The 19,929-nt window shown below is 64.2% G+C and carries 25 protein-coding genes; 12 read left to right on the top strand and 13 right to left on the bottom strand.

The window, feature by feature from the left end; all coding sequences use genetic code 11:
- Positions 1–28: 28 nt before the first annotated feature.
- The gene (gene fabI, locus KR49_RS09270; RefSeq protein WP_043694482.1) at positions 29–811 is read right to left on the bottom strand and encodes an enoyl-ACP reductase FabI; all 783 of its coding nucleotides are present in this window, start codon (positions 809–811) and stop codon (positions 29–31) included.
- 83 nt (positions 812–894) lie between these two features.
- Here fabI and KR49_RS09265 point away from each other — a divergent pair, with 83 nt between their 5' ends.
- Positions 895–1,797, top strand: coding sequence for an FAD-binding domain-containing protein (locus KR49_RS09265; RefSeq protein WP_043694479.1), 903 nt, complete (start codon positions 895–897; stop codon positions 1,795–1,797).
- A 15-nt stretch (positions 1,798–1,812) separates the two neighbouring features.
- On the top strand, positions 1,813–2,241 hold the full coding sequence (locus KR49_RS09260; RefSeq protein WP_043694477.1) for a DNA polymerase: 429 nt from the start codon (positions 1,813–1,815) through the stop codon (positions 2,239–2,241).
- Between the two features lie 22 nt (positions 2,242–2,263).
- On the opposite strand, the gene KR49_RS09255 is transcribed toward KR49_RS09260, so the two are convergent.
- Positions 2,264–2,794: a hypothetical protein gene (locus KR49_RS09255; protein WP_043694475.1), complete on the bottom strand. Its 531-nt coding sequence runs from the start codon at positions 2,792–2,794 to the stop codon at positions 2,264–2,266.
- Positions 2,795–2,806: 12 nt separating this feature from the next.
- Here KR49_RS09255 and KR49_RS09250 point away from each other — a divergent pair, with 12 nt between their 5' ends.
- Positions 2,807–3,445 carry a thioredoxin family protein gene (locus tag KR49_RS09250; RefSeq protein WP_043694473.1) on the top strand — a complete coding sequence of 213 codons (639 nt, stop codon included), beginning with the start codon at positions 2,807–2,809 and terminating at the stop codon, positions 3,443–3,445.
- A gap of 34 nt (positions 3,446–3,479) precedes the next feature.
- Positions 3,480–4,697 (top strand): DegT/DnrJ/EryC1/StrS aminotransferase family protein, encoded by a 1,218-nt coding sequence (locus KR49_RS09245; protein ID WP_043694471.1) that lies wholly within the window; start codon positions 3,480–3,482, stop codon positions 4,695–4,697.
- Here the strand turns inward: KR49_RS09245 and KR49_RS09240 are convergent.
- The 3 genes from KR49_RS09240 to folK are packed head-to-tail and all read right to left on the bottom strand — an operon-like array spanning position 4,676 to position 7,176.
- Entirely contained in the window at positions 4,676–6,109 is a 1,434-nt protein-coding gene (locus KR49_RS09240; protein ID WP_043694469.1) for an FAD-binding domain-containing protein, read from the bottom strand. The two genes, KR49_RS09245 and KR49_RS09240, sit on opposite strands and share 22 nt — an antisense overlap.
- Positions 6,106–6,669 carry an NUDIX hydrolase gene (locus tag KR49_RS09235; RefSeq protein ID WP_043694467.1) on the bottom strand — a complete coding sequence of 188 codons (564 nt, stop codon included), beginning with the start codon at positions 6,667–6,669 and terminating at the stop codon, positions 6,106–6,108. The genes KR49_RS09240 and KR49_RS09235 overlap by 4 nt, the downstream gene beginning before the upstream one ends.
- A gap of 18 nt (positions 6,670–6,687) precedes the next feature.
- Complete coding sequence (folK, locus tag KR49_RS09230) at positions 6,688–7,176, bottom strand: 2-amino-4-hydroxy-6-hydroxymethyldihydropteridine diphosphokinase (RefSeq protein ID WP_043694465.1); 489 nt, start codon at positions 7,174–7,176, stop codon at positions 6,688–6,690.
- 38 nt (positions 7,177–7,214) lie between these two features.
- Here folK and bchD point away from each other — a divergent pair, with 38 nt between their 5' ends.
- Positions 7,215–9,305 carry a magnesium chelatase ATPase subunit D gene (gene bchD / locus KR49_RS09225; RefSeq protein ID WP_043694463.1) on the top strand — a complete coding sequence of 697 codons (2,091 nt, stop codon included), beginning with the start codon at positions 7,215–7,217 and terminating at the stop codon, positions 9,303–9,305.
- Between the two features lies 1 nt (position 9,306).
- Here the strand turns inward: bchD and KR49_RS09220 are convergent, their stop codons facing one another.
- The gene (locus KR49_RS09220) at positions 9,307–10,230 is read right to left on the bottom strand and encodes an MlaD family protein (RefSeq protein ID WP_043694462.1); all 924 of its coding nucleotides are present in this window, start codon (positions 10,228–10,230) and stop codon (positions 9,307–9,309) included.
- A 5-nt stretch (positions 10,231–10,235) separates the two neighbouring features.
- Positions 10,236–10,994: an ABC transporter ATP-binding protein gene (locus KR49_RS09215; protein ID WP_253912743.1), complete on the bottom strand. Its 759-nt coding sequence runs from the start codon at positions 10,992–10,994 to the stop codon at positions 10,236–10,238.
- A 119-nt stretch (positions 10,995–11,113) separates the two neighbouring features.
- On the opposite strand from KR49_RS09215, the gene yvcK reads away from it, so the two are divergent.
- Positions 11,114–12,514, top strand: coding sequence for a gluconeogenesis factor YvcK family protein (yvcK, locus tag KR49_RS09210; protein ID WP_156957172.1), 1,401 nt, complete (start codon positions 11,114–11,116; stop codon positions 12,512–12,514).
- On the opposite strand, the gene KR49_RS09205 is transcribed toward yvcK, so the two are convergent.
- The 3 genes from KR49_RS09205 to KR49_RS09195 are packed head-to-tail and all read right to left on the bottom strand — an operon-like array spanning position 12,508 to position 14,183.
- Positions 12,508–13,068, bottom strand: coding sequence for an NAD(P)H-quinone oxidoreductase subunit J (locus tag KR49_RS09205; RefSeq protein WP_043694458.1), 561 nt, complete (start codon positions 13,066–13,068; stop codon positions 12,508–12,510). The two genes, yvcK and KR49_RS09205, sit on opposite strands and share 7 nt — an antisense overlap.
- Entirely contained in the window at positions 13,065–13,817 is a 753-nt protein-coding gene (locus KR49_RS09200; protein WP_043697234.1) for an NADH dehydrogenase subunit K, read from the bottom strand. Before KR49_RS09200 ends, KR49_RS09205 begins: the two co-directional genes overlap by 4 nt.
- 3 nt (positions 13,818–13,820) lie before the next feature.
- A complete protein-coding gene (locus tag KR49_RS09195; protein WP_043694457.1) occupies positions 13,821–14,183 on the bottom strand; it encodes an NAD(P)H-quinone oxidoreductase subunit 3 in 363 nt (120 codons plus the stop codon).
- Positions 14,184–14,302: 119 nt separating this feature from the next.
- Here KR49_RS09195 and KR49_RS09190 point away from each other — a divergent pair, with 119 nt between their 5' ends.
- The 6 genes from KR49_RS09190 to KR49_RS09165 all read left to right on the top strand — a co-directional run bounded on the left by KR49_RS09190 (position 14,303) and on the right by KR49_RS09165 (position 16,494).
- Positions 14,303–14,680: a rubredoxin gene (locus KR49_RS09190; RefSeq protein WP_253912868.1), complete on the top strand. Its 378-nt coding sequence runs from the start codon at positions 14,303–14,305 to the stop codon at positions 14,678–14,680.
- 11 nt (positions 14,681–14,691) lie between these two features.
- Complete coding sequence (locus KR49_RS09185; protein WP_043694449.1) at positions 14,692–15,693, top strand: photosynthesis system II assembly factor Ycf48; 1,002 nt, start codon at positions 14,692–14,694, stop codon at positions 15,691–15,693.
- Positions 15,694–15,763: 70 nt separating this feature from the next.
- Positions 15,764–16,012: a cytochrome b559 subunit alpha gene (psbE, locus tag KR49_RS09180; protein ID WP_043694445.1), complete on the top strand. Its 249-nt coding sequence runs from the start codon at positions 15,764–15,766 to the stop codon at positions 16,010–16,012.
- 4 nt (positions 16,013–16,016) lie between these two features.
- Entirely contained in the window at positions 16,017–16,154 is a 138-nt protein-coding gene (gene psbF, locus KR49_RS09175; RefSeq protein ID WP_043694437.1) for a cytochrome b559 subunit beta, read from the top strand.
- 9 nt (positions 16,155–16,163) lie between these two features.
- Complete coding sequence (locus tag KR49_RS09170) at positions 16,164–16,283, top strand: photosystem II reaction center protein L (protein ID WP_043694434.1); 120 nt, start codon at positions 16,164–16,166, stop codon at positions 16,281–16,283.
- Between the two features lie 10 nt (positions 16,284–16,293).
- The gene (locus KR49_RS09165) at positions 16,294–16,494 is read left to right on the top strand and encodes a photosystem II reaction center protein J (RefSeq protein WP_043694431.1); all 201 of its coding nucleotides are present in this window, start codon (positions 16,294–16,296) and stop codon (positions 16,492–16,494) included.
- A 61-nt stretch (positions 16,495–16,555) separates the two neighbouring features.
- Here KR49_RS09165 and KR49_RS09160 read toward each other — a convergent pair whose 3' ends face one another.
- From KR49_RS09160 to KR49_RS09150, 3 genes are read right to left on the bottom strand one after another with little or no spacing between them, the layout of a single operon-like run.
- Complete coding sequence (locus KR49_RS09160) at positions 16,556–17,578, bottom strand: NAD-dependent epimerase (protein ID WP_043694427.1); 1,023 nt, start codon at positions 17,576–17,578, stop codon at positions 16,556–16,558.
- Entirely contained in the window at positions 17,578–18,981 is a 1,404-nt protein-coding gene (locus KR49_RS09155) for a nucleotide sugar dehydrogenase (protein ID WP_043694424.1), read from the bottom strand. The genes KR49_RS09160 and KR49_RS09155 overlap by 1 nt, the downstream gene beginning before the upstream one ends.
- Positions 18,978–19,928: a UDP-glucuronic acid decarboxylase family protein gene (locus KR49_RS09150; protein WP_043694423.1), complete on the bottom strand. Its 951-nt coding sequence runs from the start codon at positions 19,926–19,928 to the stop codon at positions 18,978–18,980. Before KR49_RS09150 ends, KR49_RS09155 begins: the two co-directional genes overlap by 4 nt.
- Between the last annotated feature and the right edge of the window lies 1 nt (position 19,929).

Genomic DNA, 19,929 nt, shown 5'->3' with positions numbered 1-19,929 from the left:
ACCGCTGCTCAGCTGCCCTCATGCTGCCTTACATACCGGTGACGCAATAGCCCGCATCGACGTAGATGGTCTGACCCGAGATGCCACTGGCCAGATCACTGAGCAGGAAAGCAGCGGTGCCGCCCACCTCCATCTGGGTGACCGTGCGGCGCAGGGGCGCCTTCTCCTCCACGTTGTGAATCATCTCGAGGATGCCGCCGATGGCGGAGCTGGCCAGCGTGCGGATCGGGCCGGCACTGATGGCGTTCACGCGCACCTGCTTCTCCGGACCCAGCTCCGCTGCCAGATATCGCACTGATGCCTCGAGGGCAGCCTTCGCCACACCCATCACGTTGTAGTTGGGGATGGCGCGCTCAGCCCCCAGGTAGGAGAGCGTGATCACCCCGGCTTTCTCGCTGAACAGCGGCTTGGCGTGGGCACAGAGTGGCGCCAGGGAGTAGGCACTGATGTCGAGCGAGCGGGCAAAGCCTTCGGCGGTGGTGGCGCTGTAATCGCCGATCAGTTCCTCCTTGCCGGCGAAGGCAAGACAGTGCACCAGACCATCCAGCACGCCCCATTTGTCCTTGATCTCCGCGAAGACACCGGCCATCTGCTCGGCGTCCTGCACATTGAGTGGCAGAAACAGGCTGGGCTCCAGCGGCGCTGTGAGCTCTCGCACCTTGGCTTCAAAGCGGCCCTTCTCATCCGGCAAATAGGTGATGCCCAGCTCAGCGCCGGCAGCCTTGAGTTGCTGAGCGATGCCCCACGCGATGGAGCGGTTGTTGGCGATGCCGGTGACAAGGATCTTCTTGCCGGTGAGATCAAGCAGCATCGGGACGGACCGGAACGGGTTCAGATCGCGCGATTCTCCCCCATCCCCCGCCAGGATCTCGGCTCGCTCGCTTCAGAAGGCCGGTGCCCAGCACCCCGTCACCTCCCAGCCCTGGCGATCTGCCCCGTCAGTTCGCCTCACGAGACGCGCTTGAGGCGCTGCTGATCGAGGAATTCCCCAGCGCAGAGGGACCGCTCAGCCCGATTCCTGGTGGCCGTCAGGCCGCAGAAGCCAGATTGGCGCGGGTGCAGCCGTCCCGCTACGCCAAAAGCCGCAACCATCTGAACGGCGCCGTCACCGGCCTCTCCCCATACATCCGCCATGGCGTGCTGACGCTGGCGGAGGTGAAGCAGGCGGTCTTCCATCGCATCCGGAAACGGGACGACGGCGGCAAGCTGATCAACGAGCTGGGCTGGCGCGACTTCTGGCAGCGGATGTGGCTCGATCTGGGCGACGGCATCCATGACGACCTGGAAGCGTTCAAGACAGGCCATGACGCCGCCAGCTACTCCCGGGAGCTTCCCGAAGACGTGCGCGAAGGCCGCACCGGACTGGCCTGCATGGATGGCTTCCGCGAGGAGCTCGTGACCACAGGATGGCTGCACAACCACGCGCGGATGTGGATGGCCGCCTGGCTGGTGCACTGGCGTCGGGTGCATTGGAAGGCCGGTGCCGACTGGTTCCTCGAGCACCTGCTGGATGGCGATCCCGCCAGCAACCACCTCAGTTGGCAATGGGTCGCCAGCAGCTTCAGCCACAAGCCCTACTTCTTCAACCGCGGAAACCTCGAGCGCTACAGCGATGGCCGCTACTGCGATGCATGCCCCAGCGCCGGCAACTGCCCATTCGAGGGCAGTTACGACCAGCTTGAGAGCCAGCTTTTTGCCCCGATGCCAGCCATTCGGGACGGCGGCAATGGCCCCACCCGGCGTGATGGTCGGGGTCGCAGCGGTGCCAGTGCCGCCCTGGCCCGCCCCAAGCGCTAGGTCCCGAACAACGTCATGACGATGCAACGACCGATTCTCTGGATTCACGAGGAGGCCCTGGGCCCTGCCAATCCCGCCCTGCGGGCGTGGCCGGACGCACCGGCTCTGTTCGTCTTCGACACCCATTGGATCGAAGCCAATCGGGTCAGCCGCAAGCGACTGGGTTTTCTCTACGAGGCGGCCCTGGAGCTACCCGTCACCCTGCGCAAGGGGGATGTGGCCTCTGAGGTGCTGGCCTTCGCAAGGCGACACGAGGCGGACGGCGTGGTGACCAGCTCCGCCGTGGATCCACGGTTGCAGCGGATCCTCCAGGCGATTGAAGCCGAGCTCCCCATCGCGGAACTGGCTCCCGATCCCTTTGTGGAGCTGCCCCGGCCACCACGACTCGGACGCTTCAGCCGCTACTGGCGCGAAGCGGAACCCGTCGTCTGGGCGGCCTACTGAAGCCCACGGGTGTCCCGCCGTTTCAGTTGGGGACGACATCCCCCAACAGTGCCTTCTGTCTCTGAAGCTCCTCGTAGGGGTCGGTGAGCAGATCCTCCTCCTCCAGTGCCGGCAACTGAACCGGGGTCACTTCCACCTCAGAGCGTGGGGGATCCAGCCACTGCCAACGGGCATCGGGAGCGCGCTGCTTGCAGAGGGCTTCCAGCTCCTGCTGCAGGGATGAAACGACGGCATCCCGCGTCATGGCCTCGAAGAATTCCTGGCGGGTCGCCAATCCTGAGCTGAAGGGTGCTGAACCACGACCGTTGAACAGCCGGGCCGGATCCGGAAGCCATCTGGGCCTGCAGATGGAGGGATCCCGGGTGTCGGTCTCCAGAAAGATGTGCAGGCCGAAACCATCCGGCTGATTCACGACAGCCAGACCGTCGTGAGGCTCGTTGCGCTGCAGCGCATAGATGGTCCATTCCTCCTGCTGATCCTTGGATCCGCAGGCCAGCAGAGACAGGCACAGTCCCAGGCTCCATGCCGTCTGACACCAGCTTCGTCCCGGCATGACCTCACCTGAATGCCAGTGGACGCCATCCTGATGGAGAGCACCTGTTCCTGCAGCGGAGCCATGGCCCTGACCCCCTCGACGATGCTGCCCCTGGGCACGGATCTGCCGGACTTCCAGCTGCCCACGACCAGCGGGGCGTCCCTCAATCGTTCAGCCCTGGATCAGAAGCCGGTGCTGATGATGGTGATCTGTGCCCACTGCCCCTTCGTCAAGCACATCGAACCGGAGTTGACCCGGCTGGACCGGGATTACCGGGATCGGATCCAGCTTCTGGCTGTGAGCAGCAACAGCTTGATCACTCACCCGCAGGACGGAGCCGACCAGCTCATGGAGCAGGCGGAACGTCACGGCTGGAGCTTCCCATACCTGATGGATCAGGACCAGACTCTGGCCCGCTCCCTGCGAGCCGCCTGCACACCGGAGTTCTATCTGTTTGCTGGCAGCCATGAGAGCAGCCCCCAGACGCTGCAGTACAGAGGCCAGCTCGACGGGAGCCGTCCCGGCAACGACCAGCCTCTCGATGGAAGCGACCTGCGGGCTGCTCTCAACGCAGTGCTCGCAGGCGAACCGGTGAACCCCGATCAGATTCCATCGGTAGGCTGCAATGTGAAATGGCATCCCGGCCTGGAGCCGGACTGGTTCGGCTGATCCAGGGCCTGAGAGGCGGCCTAAGGTGAGCGCCATGCACGTGCCTCCCTTCAGCCTCAGCCAGCAGATCACCGATCTCGGCACGGACCTCGAGAAGGCTGTTCTCGGTGTGCTGCGCAGCGGTCAGTACATCGGCGGGCCACAGGTCAGCACGTTTGAGCATGCTTTTGCCGACAACGTCGGCACGCGCCACGCCATCGGCTGCAACAGCGGAACCGATGCTTTGATCCTGGCCTTGCGGGCCATCGGGATCGGTCCTGGCGACGAGGTGATCACCTGCGCCTTCAGCTTCTTCGCCACGGCCGAAGCGATCAGTGCGGTCGGTGCGACACCGATCTTCGTGGATGTGGACCCGGAGACCTTCCTGATCGATCTGAATCAGATCGAGGCCGCCATCACCGGATCCACACGCGCGCTGATGCCGGTGCATCTGTTCGGTCGGCCGGTGGACATGACCCGTTTGATGGAGATCGCTTCCCGCCATGGCCTGCGGGTGATCGAAGATTGCGCCCAGGCCACCGGAGCGACCTGGCAGGACCAGGCGGTGGGCAGCTTCGGCGATGTGGGCTGCTTCAGCTTTTTCCCCACCAAAAATCTCGGCGGCGCAGGCGATGGAGGCGCCGTCACCACCGATGACGACACCCTCGCCCAGACCATGCGGGAACTGGCCGTGCATGGGATGCCCCGCCGCTACCTGCATACGGCCCTGGGATACAACAGCCGGCTGGACGCCATCCAGGCTGCTGTGCTCAACGTCAAGCTGCCCAAGCTCAGCGAGTGGATCGACCGCCGTCGGGAGATTGCCGCGCGCTACCGGGAGCTGCTGTCTGATCTGCCCGGTATCACGCTTCCGACAGACGAAGAGGGCCACAGCTGGAACCAGTTCGTTGTGCGTGTCAGCAGTTGCCCCACCGGTCAGCCGACCTGTCAGGCCCAGTGCAGCCCCTCAGCGATCAGCAGCAGTCACGGACTGCCGGAGAGCTGCTGCCGTGACTGGCTGAAGGAGCGGCTGCAGGACGAAGGCATCAACACGATCGTGTACTACCCCATCCCGATTCACCGCCAGCCCGCCTACAGCCATCTGGGTCTCGAGCCCGGATCGATGCCCGCGACCGAGAGAACCTGCTCCCAGGTGCTCAGCCTGCCGATCTTCCCGGAACTCAATGAACTGGAGCAGCAGCAGGTTGTGTCTGTTCTCGAGCAACTGATCAACCCCACCTGCGACGTGAATCAGCCGCGGATGGTGGCGTAAAGCGCCTTGAATTGCGCCTGCTGACGCTTGTGCTCCACAAGCGGCTCGGGATAACCGCGCCGTTCCAGCGCGCCGATCTCGCCGCTGATCAGATCCCTGCTGCTGACGTGACGCAGCTCCGGCAACCAACGACGGATGTAGTCGCCATCGGCATCGAACTTGCTGGCCTGAGTGGCCGGATTGAAGATGCGCAGCGGTTTGGGATCCATGCCACTGCTGGCGCTCCATTGCCAGCCGCCGTTGTTGGCAGCCAGATCGCCGTCCACCTCCAACTCCATGAAGGCGCGTTCGCCCCAGCGCCAGTCACAGATCAGATCCTTCACCAGGAATGACGCCACGATCATGCGGCAGCGGTTGTGCATCCAGCCGCTCTGGTTGAGCTGGCGCATCGCCGCGTCAATGATCGGCATCCCGGTTTGACCCTCCTTCCAGCGCTCGAACCAATCGGTGTTGTTCTCCCATGGAAAGCGCCGCCACTGCTCGCGGTAGGGACCATCCGCCAGCTCGGGGAAATGGAACAGCGCCTGCTGATAGAACTCTCGCCACCCCAGCTCCTGCTCCCACACCCCGATGGCATGCCGCTGTTCATCGCTGCGGGCCTGCTCACGGGCCTCCAGGGCGGCACACCAGGCCTGACGCGGGCTGAGGGTGCCCACACTCAACGCCGCACTCAGATATGACGTGCCCACAACGCCAGGGAAGTTGCGGTCGGGCTCGTAGCCGAACAGGGCCCCATCACAGAACGAACTGAGCTGCTGCAGAGCCGCTGATTCGCCGGGGCGGCAGGGGCAGATCTCACTGCCCTGAAACCCGTGGCTGCCCACCAGGACATCCAAGGGGGCGGTATCAGGAACCACCCCCTCCTCCAGATCGAGGAGATCGGAGGGAGCTTCAACACAGATGGGCGGCTTGGCCTGCACCTGGCCGCGCCAGTTGCGCAGAAACGGGCCATAAACGCGGTAGGGGTCTCCTGCACCGGTCTTCAGCAGCTCGGGGGCGATCAGCAGCTGATCCCAATCCACCACCACCATGCGGCCATCCGCCTGCAAGCGCTTGGCCACCTGCCGGTCCCGTTCCCGGGCATAGGGCTCCACATCGCGGTTCCACACCACCGACTCCGCCCCGATCTGTTCCGCCAGCTGCGGCAGCACCGCCACCGGATCCCCTTCGAGGATCAGCAAGCGGCTGCCGGCCTCCCGCCAGCGCTGCTGCAGTTCGATCAGGCTCTCGATCAGGAACCACAGCCGAGCCGGCGCCATCGGAGGCAGTTGCTCAGGCGGATCGATCACATTCGGATCGAGCACATACACACCGGTCAGCGCAGGGCTGATCTCCGCCGCCGCCGCAAGGCCGAGGTTGTCCGCCAGGCGCAGATCACGGCGATGCCAGAACAGAACGCGAGGCGTTGTCATCCCAGGCCCAGCAATTGTTTGGCTCGATACCAGGCGGTGACGCTCTTGCCATCCAGCCATTCATCGCCGGATCCCAGCCGGGCATCCAGATCCATCGGCGTCATCAGCACCACCTCCAGATCTTCATCGTCATCACCGGCTGGGGGATTCTCCAGAGGGGTGAGTTCCCGGGCAAGGAAGCAGTGGATCACCTCATCGGAGTAACCGGGGCAGGGCAGCATCGGACCCAGCGCATCCCAGCGGGCAGCGCTGTAGCCCGCCTCCTCCCCCAGCTCCCGCTGCATCGATTCCAGCGGATCCTCCCCTTCTTCCAGAGTTCCCGCAGGGAATTCCAGCAAGCGCGCCTGCACAGCGAAGCGGTACTGACGCAGCAGCACCACATGCCCATCCGGCGTGATCGGCACTGCCAGAGACGCGCCCGGGTGGCGGATCATCCCGAAGGTGGCTTCCACCCCCATCGGCAATCTGATCCGGTTGCGCTCGAAGCGGATCTTGCGGGCATCGACCGCTTCAACGGTGTCCAGCAGCTCGAAGGGCTCCGGGGCCGGCAGCGGCGCCATGGGATCAGGCCGATTGGCTCACCAGCATGGCGGGTGAGCGGCATCCATCGCCTGCAGCAGCGGCTCCATCACAAAAGCCCGCAGATGCAGCCGCGGATGGGGCAGCACCAACCGAGGATGCTCCAGGCGCAGTTCCCCCCAGAACAGCAAATCCAGATCCAGGGTGCGGGGGCCCCAGCGCTGCTCCTGCTCACGATCGCGGCCGAACTGCCGCTCCAGCTGGTGCAGGCGATCCAGCAGCAGCAGAGCTGCCGTTTCAGTCGGCTCAATCGCCATGCCGTCCACTAGCAGCACCGCATTGAAATAGTCCGGCTGCTCCACCGGCCCCACCGGGGCGGTCTCCAGCAACGCCGACCAGCGGCAGCGCGCGGGCTGCTCGGCCCAGTCCGTCAGTTCTGCCTCAAGCAGAGGCCGCACAGCCCTGAGGGTGTCGCGGGGCCAACCGACCGCACTCGGCTGGTTGGCTCCCAGGGCCACGGCCAGCGGGGCATCGTCCATTGAGGGCATCAGCGAGACTGGCGCGCACATGCGGGCTGAACGCATCCATGGTGGCAAGCGGTGTTGCGGTGACCGACGACCGGGCGACCCGAGCCTTCCCCCTGGCTGCGATCACAGGCCACGGCACCCTCAAGCTCGCCCTGCTGCTGGCGGCCGTTGATCCAGGCCTGGGCGGCGTGGTGATCGCCGGTGGGCGCGGCACCGGCAAATCCGTGCTCGCCAGAGGCCTCCACGCCCTGCTGCCCCCCATCGACATCCTCGACGTCGACAACGGCGTCGGCCGGAACCTGGATCCCCTCAATCCGGAGGAATGGGATGCGGCCACCCGCGAGACGATCAGCGGAGACGCGCCCTCCCGGGTGATCCCGGCACCCTTCGTGCAGATCCCCCTCGGCATTACCGAGGACCGGCTGGTGGGGGCGGTGGATGTGACCGCATCACTGGCCAGCGGCAGCGCCGTGTTCCAGCCGGGCCTGCTGGCGGATGCCCACCGCGGTGTGCTCTACGTCGATGAATTGAATCTGCTCGACGACGGCATCGTCAACCTGATGCTGGCGGCCGTGGGCAGCGGCGAGAACCGGGTGGAACGGGAGGGTCTGAGCCTCAGCCACCCCTGCCGGCCCCTGCTGATCGCCACCTACAACCCGGAGGAGGGCAACGTCCGCGATCACCTGCTGGATCGCTTTGCCATTGCCCTCTCCGCCAACCAGCTGGTGAGCACCGAACAGCGGGTGGAGATCACCAATGCGGTGATCAGCCATGGCCAGTGCAGCCGCTCATTCGCAGAGACCTGGCGTGAGGAGACCGACGCCCTGGCCACGCAGTTGCTGCTGGCCCGCCAGTGGCTGCCGGATGTGCAGATCAGCCGCGAGCAGATCGAGTACCTGGTCACCGAAGCGATCCGCGGCGGCGTGGAAGGTCATCGCTCCGAGCTCTATGCCGTGCGGGTGGCGAGGGCCCACGCCGCACTCTCCGGCCGGGACAGGGTGGAGGCCGACGATCTGCAGGTGGCCGTGGCTCTGGTGATTGCACCGCGGGCCTCCCAGATGCCACCCCCAGATCAGCAGATGGAGCCCCCTCCGCCACCCCAGGACCAGGGGGATCAGCAGAACGAACAGGACAGCCCACCGCCGCCACCGGAGGGATCCGGCGAGGAGGAGAACGATCCGCCGGAGGACACCAGCGAGGACGACAGCACCGACGACAACGAGGGGGACGGCGAGGAGGATCAGACGCCGCCGGCCGTACCCGAAGAGTTCATGCTCGATCCCGAAGCGATCGACGTGGACCCCGACCTGCTGCTGTTCAATGCCGCCAAGGCCAAGAGCGGCAACAGCGGCAGCCGCTCGGTGGTGCTCAGCGACAGCCGCGGCCGGTACGTGAAACCGATGCTGCCCCGCGGTCCCGTGCGCCGGATCGCCGTGGACGCCACGCTGCGGGCTGCCGCGCCGTACCAGAAAATCCGGCGGGAACGGGAACCGGGCCGCACCGTGATCGTGGAAGAGGGCGATCTGCGTGCCAAGTTGCTGCAGCGCAAGGCCGGTGCCCTGGTGGTGTTCCTGGTGGATGCCAGCGGCTCGATGGCCCTGAACCGGATGCAGAGCGCCAAGGGCGCCGTGATCCGCCTGCTCACCGAGGCCTATGAGAACCGCGACGAGGTGGCCCTGATTCCCTTCCGTGGTGACCAGGCTGAGGTGCTGCTGCCCCCCACACGGTCGATCACCGCCGCCCGCCGCCGGCTGGAATCGATGCCCTGCGGCGGCGGTTCACCCCTGGCCCATGGCCTCACCCAGGCCGCCCGTGTGGGCGCCAATGCCCTGGCAACGGGTGATCTCGGCCAGGTGGTGGTGGTCGCCATCACCGATGGTCGCGGCAACGTACCCCTGAGCACCTCCCTCGGACAGCCCGTTCTGGACGGTGACGAGAAACCTGACCTCAAGCAGGAGGTGCTGGATGTGGCGAGCCGTTACCGGATGCTCGGCATCAAGCTGCTGGTGATCGACACCGAGCGCAAGTTCATCGGCAGCGGCATGGGCAAGGACCTGGCCGAAGCCGCCGGGGGGCGATACGTGCAGCTGCCCAAAGCCAGTGATCAGGCGATCGCTGCCGTGGCACTGGATGCGATCAATGGGATCTGAGCTACCTGGAGGTCTCTGCCGGATAAAGCTCAGCGAACAGCTCACCGAGTCCGATGGTCACGCTGCGCAGGCCTTTCATGAACTCCTCATCTGAGGTGAGTTTCTCCACATCACCTCCGACGGAATCGATCTTGGCAGTGAGGTCAGCAGCATTGGCCGCCGTCTGCCGCAACTCGTTCAGGGTCTTGGGATTGTCCAGAGCAGCCACGATGTTGTTCACGTGAGCCGAAGCCTTGACGGCATTGCCGGTGGCCGCATTCAGGTTCTCGATCATCGGCTCGACCTTGGCGGCCTCGGCCCGCAGCTGCTTCACCAGCAGCTCGATCTCCGCAACCGCCTGATCGGCGTTGTTCAGGAACAGTGAGGCATCCTTCGACGTGGTTTCGAACTGCTGGGTGGACTGCGCCAGAGCAGGGATGAGATTGGCTTTCTGGGCCTCAGACAGCAGAGCCTGAATGGTCTCGGTCACGGTGCTGAGGCTGGGGGCTTCCTGCCCCTGGATCGTCGCTCCATTGCAGAGCTGCCTGCTGCCAACACAGTCAGCCGCACTGGCCCGCGGTGCCTCTTCCGGCAGTGGCTTGCCCTTGCTGACCAGGGCAATGAGAGCATCTCCCCCCAGCAGAGAGCCGGAAGCGACCGTGGCGGTGACCGGCTGAGCCAGTTTCAGATCCCCTTGGTTGATCTCCAGATCCGCAACGACCGCTTCTGGAGTCACACGGATCGTCTTCACGGAACCCACCAGAATGCCCCGGTAGGTGACCGGTGAACGCTCCGCCAGGCCACCGGCATCAGCGAAACGTGCTGTCACCATCCAGGTGCTGGCCCCGAGCCGTACCCCCCGCATCCACAGAGCTGTCGCACCGAACCCGACGATGCCCCCAAGCACGGTGAAGCCGACGATGGCATCGCGGATGCTGCGTCGCATGGCGGTCAGGACTCCATGGGCTGCATGGGTCCGCGAAGACTACCTGTCCTGAACTGCTCCACGTAGGGGTTGTCGGTGCTGCGGAACTCCTCCACGGAGCCCTGCCAGCGAAAACTGCCGCCGTACAACATCACAACCCGTTCCGCCGATCGCTCGATCGTGCTGCGCACGTGGCTGACCACCACCGAACAGCCTCTGGCCACCGTTGTGGTCTTCACGATCAGATCCTCGATGCGGGTGCAAGCCACCGGATCCAGTCCAGCGGTGGGCTCGTCATAGAGCAGCAACGGCATGGCCTGGTCTCCGCGTTCCGGATCATCGACGAGAGCCCGCGCGAAACTCACCCGTTTCTGCATGCCACCGCTCAGCTCGGATGGGTAGAGATGGGCCACGTCGTAGAGGCCCACCGCCTCGAGGCAGGATTCCACTCGCTGGCGGATCTCCCGGGCAGTCATGCGTCCCCGCTCCCGCAACAGAAAACCGACGTTCTGCTCCACGGTGAGCGAAGCCAGCAGGGCAGGGTTCTGAAACACCAGTCGCACATCCGGAGGTCGGGTCTGATCCAGCCGCAGATAGGTCTGCTGCTTTCCGAAGAGACACAGTTCGCCCTGCGTGGGCAGCTGAAGACCGGCCAACAGGCGCAGCACGGTCGACTTACCGGCGCCGGAAGGACCCACCACCGCCAGGCGCTCTCCAGGCTGCATCTGCAGATTCACCCGATCCAGCACTGGCCGCTGCCCCCACTGCATGGTGAGGTCGCGCATCTCAACGACGGGTTGGGCCCCGACCACAGGCATGAACGCACATGTGCTGCCATCTTTGCCCGACCGCCGAGTCTCCGTACAGTTCAGGGAATGCCGTGCTCGATCGCCCCTAAGCGCAAGTGACTACGCACAGCAAACGACGGGCCAGGGCGATACGGGCCCAGCGACGCAAGGATCTGGTGACCCGATCGCAGCGGGCGGTCCGCTGGCTCCAGCCGGGACTGGTGGTGAAGCGCTGGCTGCTCACCTCCGGACTCGGCCTGATGATGGCTCTGCTCGGAGCAGCCGTCTGGGCTGATCTCAAGCCGATCTACTGGATCATTGAGACCCTGAGCTGGATGTTGAGCACCATCACCACGGTGCTTCCGCGGGAGATCACGGGCCCGCTGGTGGTGATCGTCGGGATCGGGTTGGTGCTGTGGGGCCAGAGCCGCAGCTTCGGCTCCATCCAGCAGGCCCTGGCGCCTGACAAGGACACGGTTCTGGTGGATGCCCTGCGAGCCAAGAGCCGGCTGAACCGCGGCCCGAACATCGTCGCCATCGGAGGGGGCACCGGTCTCTCCACCCTGCTGAGCGGGCTCAAGCGCTACAGCAGTCACATCACCGCCATCGTCACCGTTGCTGATGACGGCGGCAGCAGCGGCGTGCTCCGTCGGGAACTCGGGGTGCTGCCCCCCGGAGACATCCGCAACTGTCTGGCGGCACTCTCCACCGAGGAGCCACTGCTGACAAGACTGTTCCAATACCGCTTCGCAGCTGGCAGCGGCCTCGAGGGCCACAGCTTCGGCAACCTGTTCCTCTCGGCTCTCACCGCCATCACCGGCAACCTGGAGACGGCCATCACGGCCTCCAGTCGCGTCCTGGCTGTTCAGGGCCAGGTGGTGCCTGCCACCAGTGCTGATGTGAGGCTCTGGGCGGAGTTGGAGAACGGAGAGCGGATCGAGGGGGAAAGCAACATCGGCAAGGCACCAAGCCCGATCGTTCGGCTCGGTTGTCTGCCGGAACGCCCGCCGGCTCTTCCCCGCGCTCTCGAAGCGATCGCCAACGCCGATCTGATCCTGCTGGGCCCCGGCAGCCTCTACACCTCGCTGCTTCCCAATCTGCTGGTTCCGGAGCTGATGTCGGCCATCCAGTCATCCCGCTCGCCAAGGCTCTACATCTGCAATCTGATGACCCAGCCCGGAGAAACCGACGGTTTGGATGTGGGTGGTCATCTCCGGGCGATCGAAGCCCAGCTGGCAAGCCTCGGCATCGACGACCGACTGTTCACGGCTGTGTTGGCTCAAGACAACGTGGAATCCTCTCCACTGGTCGAGCATTACCGAGCCCGCGGTGCGGAACCGGTCCGTTGCGATGCGGAGCGACTGCGGACGGAGGGCTATGACGTCACCCTGGCCCCCCTCCAGGGGGCACGACCGACCGCGACACTCAGGCACGACCCCCGCAATCTCGCGCTCGCGGTGATGCGTTTCTACCGCAGCCACCGCAAGGATCAGACCCCACGGGACCGTGATCAGTAGGCGTCCTGCATCTCGTAGAAATCGGGCTGGATGTAGTCCTTGCGCAGGGGCCAGCCTTTCCAGTCCTCAGGCATCAGCAAACGTTTGGGATGCGGATGCCCCTCGAACTGGATGCCGAACATGTCGAAGGTTTCCCGTTCCTGCCAATCAGCTCCTCGGAAGAGCCCATAGATCGAGGGCAGAGTCGGGGTTCCTTCACGCGAGAGGAACACTTTCAGGCGCACTTCCCGAAGCGTGGATTCCTCTCCGGCGGCCATGGCCTGCACCTGTTCCCGCATGGCCAACAGGTGATAGAAGCAGACAAGGTGTTGTCCAGGACCTTCGTCGTAGCCGCCGTGGCACTGGAGATAATCGAATCCGTGGCTCTTCAGAGCCGCCGCGATGATTGGGAGGACTGCCGCATCCACACCGATCTGCTCGATACCGGAATGATCCGGATCGAGATGGTCATGCTCGAAACCCTGCTGGGTCAACCAGGTGCTGACAGGTCCGGGTTGTGCTGCAGCCAGAGATGACGAGTCGTCTTTCGGCGGAGTCGTAGGGGTTTCACTCATGAGTCGACAGCGTCGGCAACGGGGGTGAGAACAGCAGCATCCGTGGCCAGCAGTAGGCCTTCAGGGGCAGCCGCGAGAGCGGCACGCTGGGAATCAGCACGCAGGTAGGACCCTGTGACCTGGGCTTCAACCCGCTTCATCCGGTGAGAAACCGTGAAATAGCGATGCGTCTGCTGATGCTTGCGACGTTCGGCCAGGGACTCATCACCGACCTTCTTGCGCAGCTTGATCACGGCGTCAAAAATCGCCTCCGGACGCGGGGGGCAACCCGGGAGGTACAGGTCGACTGGGATCAGCTTGTCGACACCCCGAACAGCGGTGGTGGAGTCAGCACTGAACATGCCGCCAGTGATCGTGCAGGCCCCCATGGCGATCACGTACTTGGGCTCCGGCATCTGTTCGTACAAGCGGACCAGAGCCGGGGCCATCTTCATGGTCACGGTGCCGGCCACGATCAGGAGATCAGCCTGGCGCGGTGAGCTGCGAGGCACCAGGCCGAAGCGATCGAAATCGAAACGGGAGCCGATCAGAGCAGCGAACTCGATGAAGCAGCAGGCAGTTCCATACAGGAGGGGCCAGAGGCTGCTGAGCCGTGCCCAGTTATGGAGATCATCCAGGCTGGTGAGAATGACGTTCTCGCTGAGATCGTTGGTGACGGCGGGAGCTCCGATCGGCCCGCAACTGGCTTCCCGGAGATCGCGGACAGCGGTGATCGAGGGGCTTTGGATGGACGGAGTGGTTTCAGACATCATTCAGCTCCATTCGAGTGCGCCTTTGCGCCAGGCGTAGGCCAGGGCCACCAACAGGATGGCGATGAAGATCAGCGCTTCGATGAACGCGAGCAGACCGAGTCGGTGAAAAGCAACGGCCCACGGATAAAGAAACACTGTCTCGACGTCGAAGATGACGAACACCAGTGCGAACATGTAATAGCGGATGTTGAACTGAATCCAGGCACCGCCGATCGGCTCCATGCCGGACTCGTACGTGAGTTGCCGTTCACCAGCCCGACTGCGCGGCGCCAGCAGTTTGTTGGTGATCAGGGCAAGTGCCGGAACCGCTGCAGAAATCAGCAGAAATCCGAGGAAGGCGTCATAGCCGGGCAGGGCGAACATGAACGTCCCCGTAGTCCGGTCCATTTTGGCATTCACTGCCAGCAGTTGACGCCGATAGAGTCACTCCGCATGACAGCACAGCGGTGAGCGACGATCCGGCGACTGACCAGCAACAGGCGATCGGACAGCCAGAGTCGATCGAACCTGCGGACGGTGCAGAAAAAGATCCCACCGAGACCGATCCCCGGACTCATCGCTTTGAGTGCCGGAGCTGCGGCTATGTGTACGACCCCGACGAAGGGGTCAAGAAAGTGGGCATCGAAGCAGGCACCGCCTTCGAGGACCTGGATCCGCTCAGCTTCCGTTGTCCGGTCTGCCGCAGCCGGATGCCGGCGTTCCGGGATATCGGCCCCCGCAGCAAGGCCAGTGGCTTCGAGGAGAACCTCAACTACGGCCTCGGTGTGAACCGACTGACCCCGGGGCAGAAGAATGTGCTGATCTTCGGCGGGCTGGCCCTGGCATTCGCCTTCTTCCTTTCGCTGTATTCCCTGCGCTGACCGGCATCACCATGAATCGCCTGCTCTCCTCCGCCGCCAATCTCCTTCTGGTGCTCGTGCTGGGCATCAGTCTCAGCGGCTGTGTCACGACCCGCCTGCCCGTTGCCACGTCCAGTCCCTGGCAGGCCCAGAACCTGGACACTGAATCGAACCCCCTCGATGTCGGCTTCACCGACCGCTCCCACGGTTTCCTGGTGGGCAGCAACCGGATGATCCAGGAAACGGACGACAACGGAGTCACCTGGAATGAGCGGAGCCTGGATCTGCCGGAGGAAGAGAACTTCCGCCTGATCAGCATCGATTTCAACGGCGACGAAGGTTGGATCGCGGGGCAGCCTGGCCTGTTGATGCACACGATCGACGGTGGCCAGAACTGGACCCGCCTGTTTCTGGACACGAAGCTCCCCGGGGAGCCCTACCTGATCACAGCGCTTGACAAGCACTCCGCCGAACTGGCCACCAACGTCGGGGCCGTCTACGAAACCCACGACAGCGGCGGCAGCTGGGAAGCGAAGGTCTCCGATGCGGCTGGATCCGTCCGTGATCTGCGTCGGCGCGAGGACGGCGGGTACGTCAGCGTCAGCAGCCTCGGCAACTTCTACGCCACCTGGGAACCGGGGGAGAGCGTCTGGCAGGTGCACCAGCGTGTCAGCAGCCAGAGACTGCAGAGCATTGGGTACCAGCCGGACGGGCAACTCTGGATGCTTGCCCGCGGCGCCCAGATCCGACTGAATGACGAGCCCGGCAATTTCGACAGTTGGAGCAAGCCGATCATCCCGATCACCAACGGCTACGGATACATGGACATGGGCTGGGATGCAGAGGGTGCCATCTGGGCCGGCGGCGGCAATGGAACCCTTCTGGTGAGCCGAGATGGGGGTGACAGCTGGGAAATCGATCCGGTTGGAGACCGGCAGCCCAGCAACTTCACCCGCATGGTTTTCGATGGCGATCGGGCCTTTGTGCTTGGCGAGCGGGGCAACCTGCTGCGCTGGGTGGGCAACGCTCTGTAACTGAGCCTGATCACCAGGCCCGCGATCCTTGGTCACCCCCTAGGATCTCCGGGCTGATACACCCCTAGCCATGGCTGCAGGCTCCACCGGGGAACGCCCGTTTTTCGAGATCATCACAAGCATCCGCTACTGGGTGATCCACGCCGTCACCCTGCCTTCGATTTTCCTTGCGGGATTCCTGTTCGTATCCACCGGTCTGGCGTACGACGCCTTTGGAACCCCCCGGCCGGACGCCTACTTCCAGGCGACCGAAAGCAAGGCCCCAGTCGTCAGCCAGCGCTATGAGGGCAAGTCGGAACTCGACGTCCGCCTGAAATAACCCCATGACACAGACACCCATCAACACCACGCCGCGCAACTATCCGATCTTCACGGTGCGTTGGCTGGCCCTCCATACCCTCGGCGTGCCCACCGTCTTCTTTCTCGGTGCCCTGGCCGCGATGCAGTTCATCCGCCGCTGATCCGATTCCATGGAACGCAATCCCAATCCCAACAACCTTCCGGTTGAACTCAACCGCACAAGCCTTTATCTCGGCCTGCTGCTGGTGTTCACCACCGGTGTGCTGTTCTCCAGCTACTTCTTCAACTGAGGTCTGACCCATGAGCAGCAAGAAGTCTCTGTATCCCGATGGCCGGATCCCTGATCGCCTTCCTGATGGCCGTCCGGCCGTGCCCTGGCGCTCCCGCTGGACCGAAGGTGTTCTCCCTCTCTGGCTTGTGGCAACGGCCGGCGGTATGGCCGTTCTGTTTGTGGTCGGTCTGTTCTTCTACGGCTCTTACACAGGGGTGGGTTCCGCCTGATCTCCAGAACCATTTCCGTGGTTCAACCGGTCCTCTGGACCGGTTTTTTCATGCCTGAATCTCAGACCTTGTAAAAATCGCGGTACCACCGGGCGAAACATTCCACTCCGGTTTCAATCGCCGTGCTGGGACGGAAGCCCACCCACTGTTCAAGAGCCTGAGTATCAGCGGCCGTGGCCACCACATCTCCCGGCTGCATCGGCTGAAAATCCTTGATCGCCTCCCGTCCCAGGGCCTCCTCCATCACCTCGATGAAGCGCAGCAGCTCCGTGGGCTGGCTGTTGCCGATGTTGAACACCCGGTGGGGCGCAGCCGCCGTCGCCGGGTCCGGCTGAAGCGGGTCAAAGTCGGGATTCGCGGAGGCCGGCTTGTGGCAGCAGCGCAGCACTCCCTCGACGATGTCGTCGATGTAAGTGAAGTCGCGCTGCATCCGACCGTGGTTGAACACCTTGATCGGCTCACCGGCCAGGATCGCCCGGGCAAACAACATCGGGGCCATGTCCGGTCGTCCCCACGGCCCATACACCGTGAAGAAACGCAGACCAGTCGCCGGCAGACCGTAGAGATGGCTGTAGGTGTGCGCCATCAGCTCATTGGCCTTCTTGCTGGCGGCGTAGAGGCTCACCGGATGGTTCACCGGCTGCCGCTCGTGAAAGGGCAGATTGCGGTTGCCGCCGTACACCGAACTGCTGGAGGCATACACCAGGTTCCCAACCGCGTGGTGCCGGCAGCCCTCCAGGATGTGGCCGAAACCCACCAGGTTGCTCTGGATGTAGGCCGCCGGGTTCTCCAGCGAATAACGGACCCCTGCCTGCGCCGCCAGATTCACCACCACCTGCGGCCGCTCCGCCGCGAACAGGGCCATCAGGGCCTCACCATCCTCCAGCGCCATCGGCTCAAACCGCCAGGCTCCGGCCGGTGCAATGACCTCGATCTGACGCAGACGGGCCTGTTTCAGGGCCGGGTCGTAGTAGCTGTTGAGGTTGTCGAGTCCGACCACCCGATCACCCTGGGCCAGCAGCCGCTGTGAGAGCGCAGCACCGATGAAGCCGGCAGCACCGGTGACCAGAACCGTGCGTGCCATCAGCCCTCGCCGTCCCCGACACGCCAGAAACTGAGACCCGCGGCGCGCACCTGATGCGGATCACTCACCGCGCGGGAATCGAACACCCAGGCCGGTCGGCGCATCCGAGCGGCCAGATCAGCCCAGTTGAGCTGGCGGTACTGACGCCACTCCGTGAGGATCAGCACCGCATCTGCACCGCTGACAGCCTCTTCCACGGAACCCGCCAGGGCCCAGCTGCCCGTCCCGCTGAGGGCGCCTGCCGCCGCTGCCGCCTCCTGCTTCAGATCCCGGGCGATCTGAACCGGGTCCACCTTGGGATCGTGAATCGCCAGCTGCGCTCCCTCCTCCAGCAGATCACCGCAGATGCGGATCGCCGGCGCCTCGCGGGTGTCGTTGGTGTCCGCCTTGAAGGCGAAACCGAGAATCGCCAACCGCTTGCCGGTCACCGTGCCGAACAGCTTCTGCACCACCAGCCGCGCGATCCGGTGCTGCTGCCAGGTGTTAAGAGCCACCACGCTCTCCCAGTAATCAGCCACCTCCGGCAGGCCGAAATGGCGGCAGAGATACACCAGGTTGAGGATGTCCTTCTGGAAGCAGCTGCCGCCGAACCCAGGGCCGGCGTTGAGGAACTTGGGCCCGATGCGACTGTCGGTGCCGATCGCCCGCGCCACTTCGCGCACATCAGCGCCACTGGCTTCACAGAAGGCCGCGATCGAATTGATCGAACTGATCCGCTGAGCCAGGAACGCATTGGCCGTGAGCTTGGAGAGTTCACTGCTCCACAGGTTGGTGCGCAGGATCTGGGCCTCCGGCACCCAGTGGCCGTACACCGACGCCAAGGCATCGATCGATGCCGCGTCTTCGCCTCCGATCAGCACCCGGTCCGGCGCCTCCAGATCCCGGATCGCCGTGCCTTCCGCCAGAAACTCGGGGTTGGAGAGCACCGAGAAGCTGCGCTGCTGATCGTCCTCCTGGGCGGCCTCAAGGATCGTCTTGATCGCCGCGGCCGTGCGCACCGGCAGCGTGCTCTTCTCCACCACGATCGTGTGTCCCGTCGCGGCCTGAGCGACGGTGCGGGCACAGGCTTCCACCCAGCGCAGGTCACTGGCCTGACCGGCTCCGAGCCCCTTGGTCTTGGTTGGGGTGTTCACCGAAATGAACACCATGTCCGCCGCCGCGACGGTGGCTTCCACCGCCGTTGAGAAGCTGAGGTTGCGGCCCCGGGCACGACCCACCACCGCATCCAGACCCGGCTCATAGACAGGAAGCTTGCTGAGATCGGCATCGTTCCAGGCATCGATGCGCGACTGGTTGATGTCCACCACCGTCACCTGGATCTCCGGGCAGCGGTCGGCGATCACAGCCATCGTCGGGCCGCCCACATAGCCCGCGCCGATGCAGCAGATGCGTTGAACCGTCACGCGCGCAGATCCACCTCAAGTTCGAGGACCTTACGGAAGGAGTCGATGGTCGGGCCCAGTCCCTGCTCCAGTGGCACAGTCGGCTGCCAACCCAGCTCCTGCCTTGCCAGATCGATCAGAGGGCGTCGCTGACGGGGGTCGTCCTGCGGCAACGGCTTTTCAATCAGCGGCAAATCAGGATCGATGCGATCCCGCACCAACTCCGCCAACTGACGAATGGTGAACTCCCCTGGATTTCCGAGATTCATCGGACCGGTGCCGTCACCGTTCATCAAGCGGATCAGCCCTTCAATCAGATCGCTGACATAACAGAACGAACGGGTCTGGGAACCATCGCCGAAGACGGTCAGGGGCTGACCTCTCAGCGCCTGCACGATGAAATTGCCAACCACCCGACCGTCATCGATCAACATGCGCGGGCCATAGGTGTTGAAGATGCGTGCCACCCGCACCTCCACGCCATTCATGCGCTGATAGTCGAAGCAGAGGGTCTCGGCGATGCGTTTGCCTTCGTCGTAACAGCTGCGGATCCCGATCGGATTGACGCAGCCCCGGTAACTCTCCGGCTGAGGATGCACCTCCGGGTCGCCGTACACCTCACTGGTGCTGGCCAGCAGCAGCCGAGCTCCCACCCGCCTGGCCAGGCCGAGCATGTTGTAGGTGCCCAGAAAACTGGTCTTGGCCGTTTTCACAGGATTCGTTTGGTAGTGAATCGGCGAAGCCGGACAGGCCAGATGCCAGATCCGATCCACCTCCAACTTGATGGGCTCCGTGACGTCGTGGCGGATGAGCTCGAAACGGGGATGGCGGATCCAGCGCTCGATGTTGCGCTTGCGGCCCGTGAAGTAGTTGTCGAGGCAGATCACCTCCTCACCCGCCTCCATCAACCGATCAATCAGATGGGAGCCCAGGAACCCGGCCCCGCCGGTAACGAGATGAATCCGCATC

It is taken from the genome of Synechococcus sp. KORDI-49 (genome assembly GCF_000737575.1).
In the GTDB taxonomy this organism is placed as follows: Bacteria; Cyanobacteriota; Cyanobacteriia; order PCC-6307; family Cyanobiaceae; genus Parasynechococcus.
The sequence above is the reverse complement of the archived record's forward strand: the minus strand, read 5'-3'. Positions and strand labels throughout refer to the sequence as shown.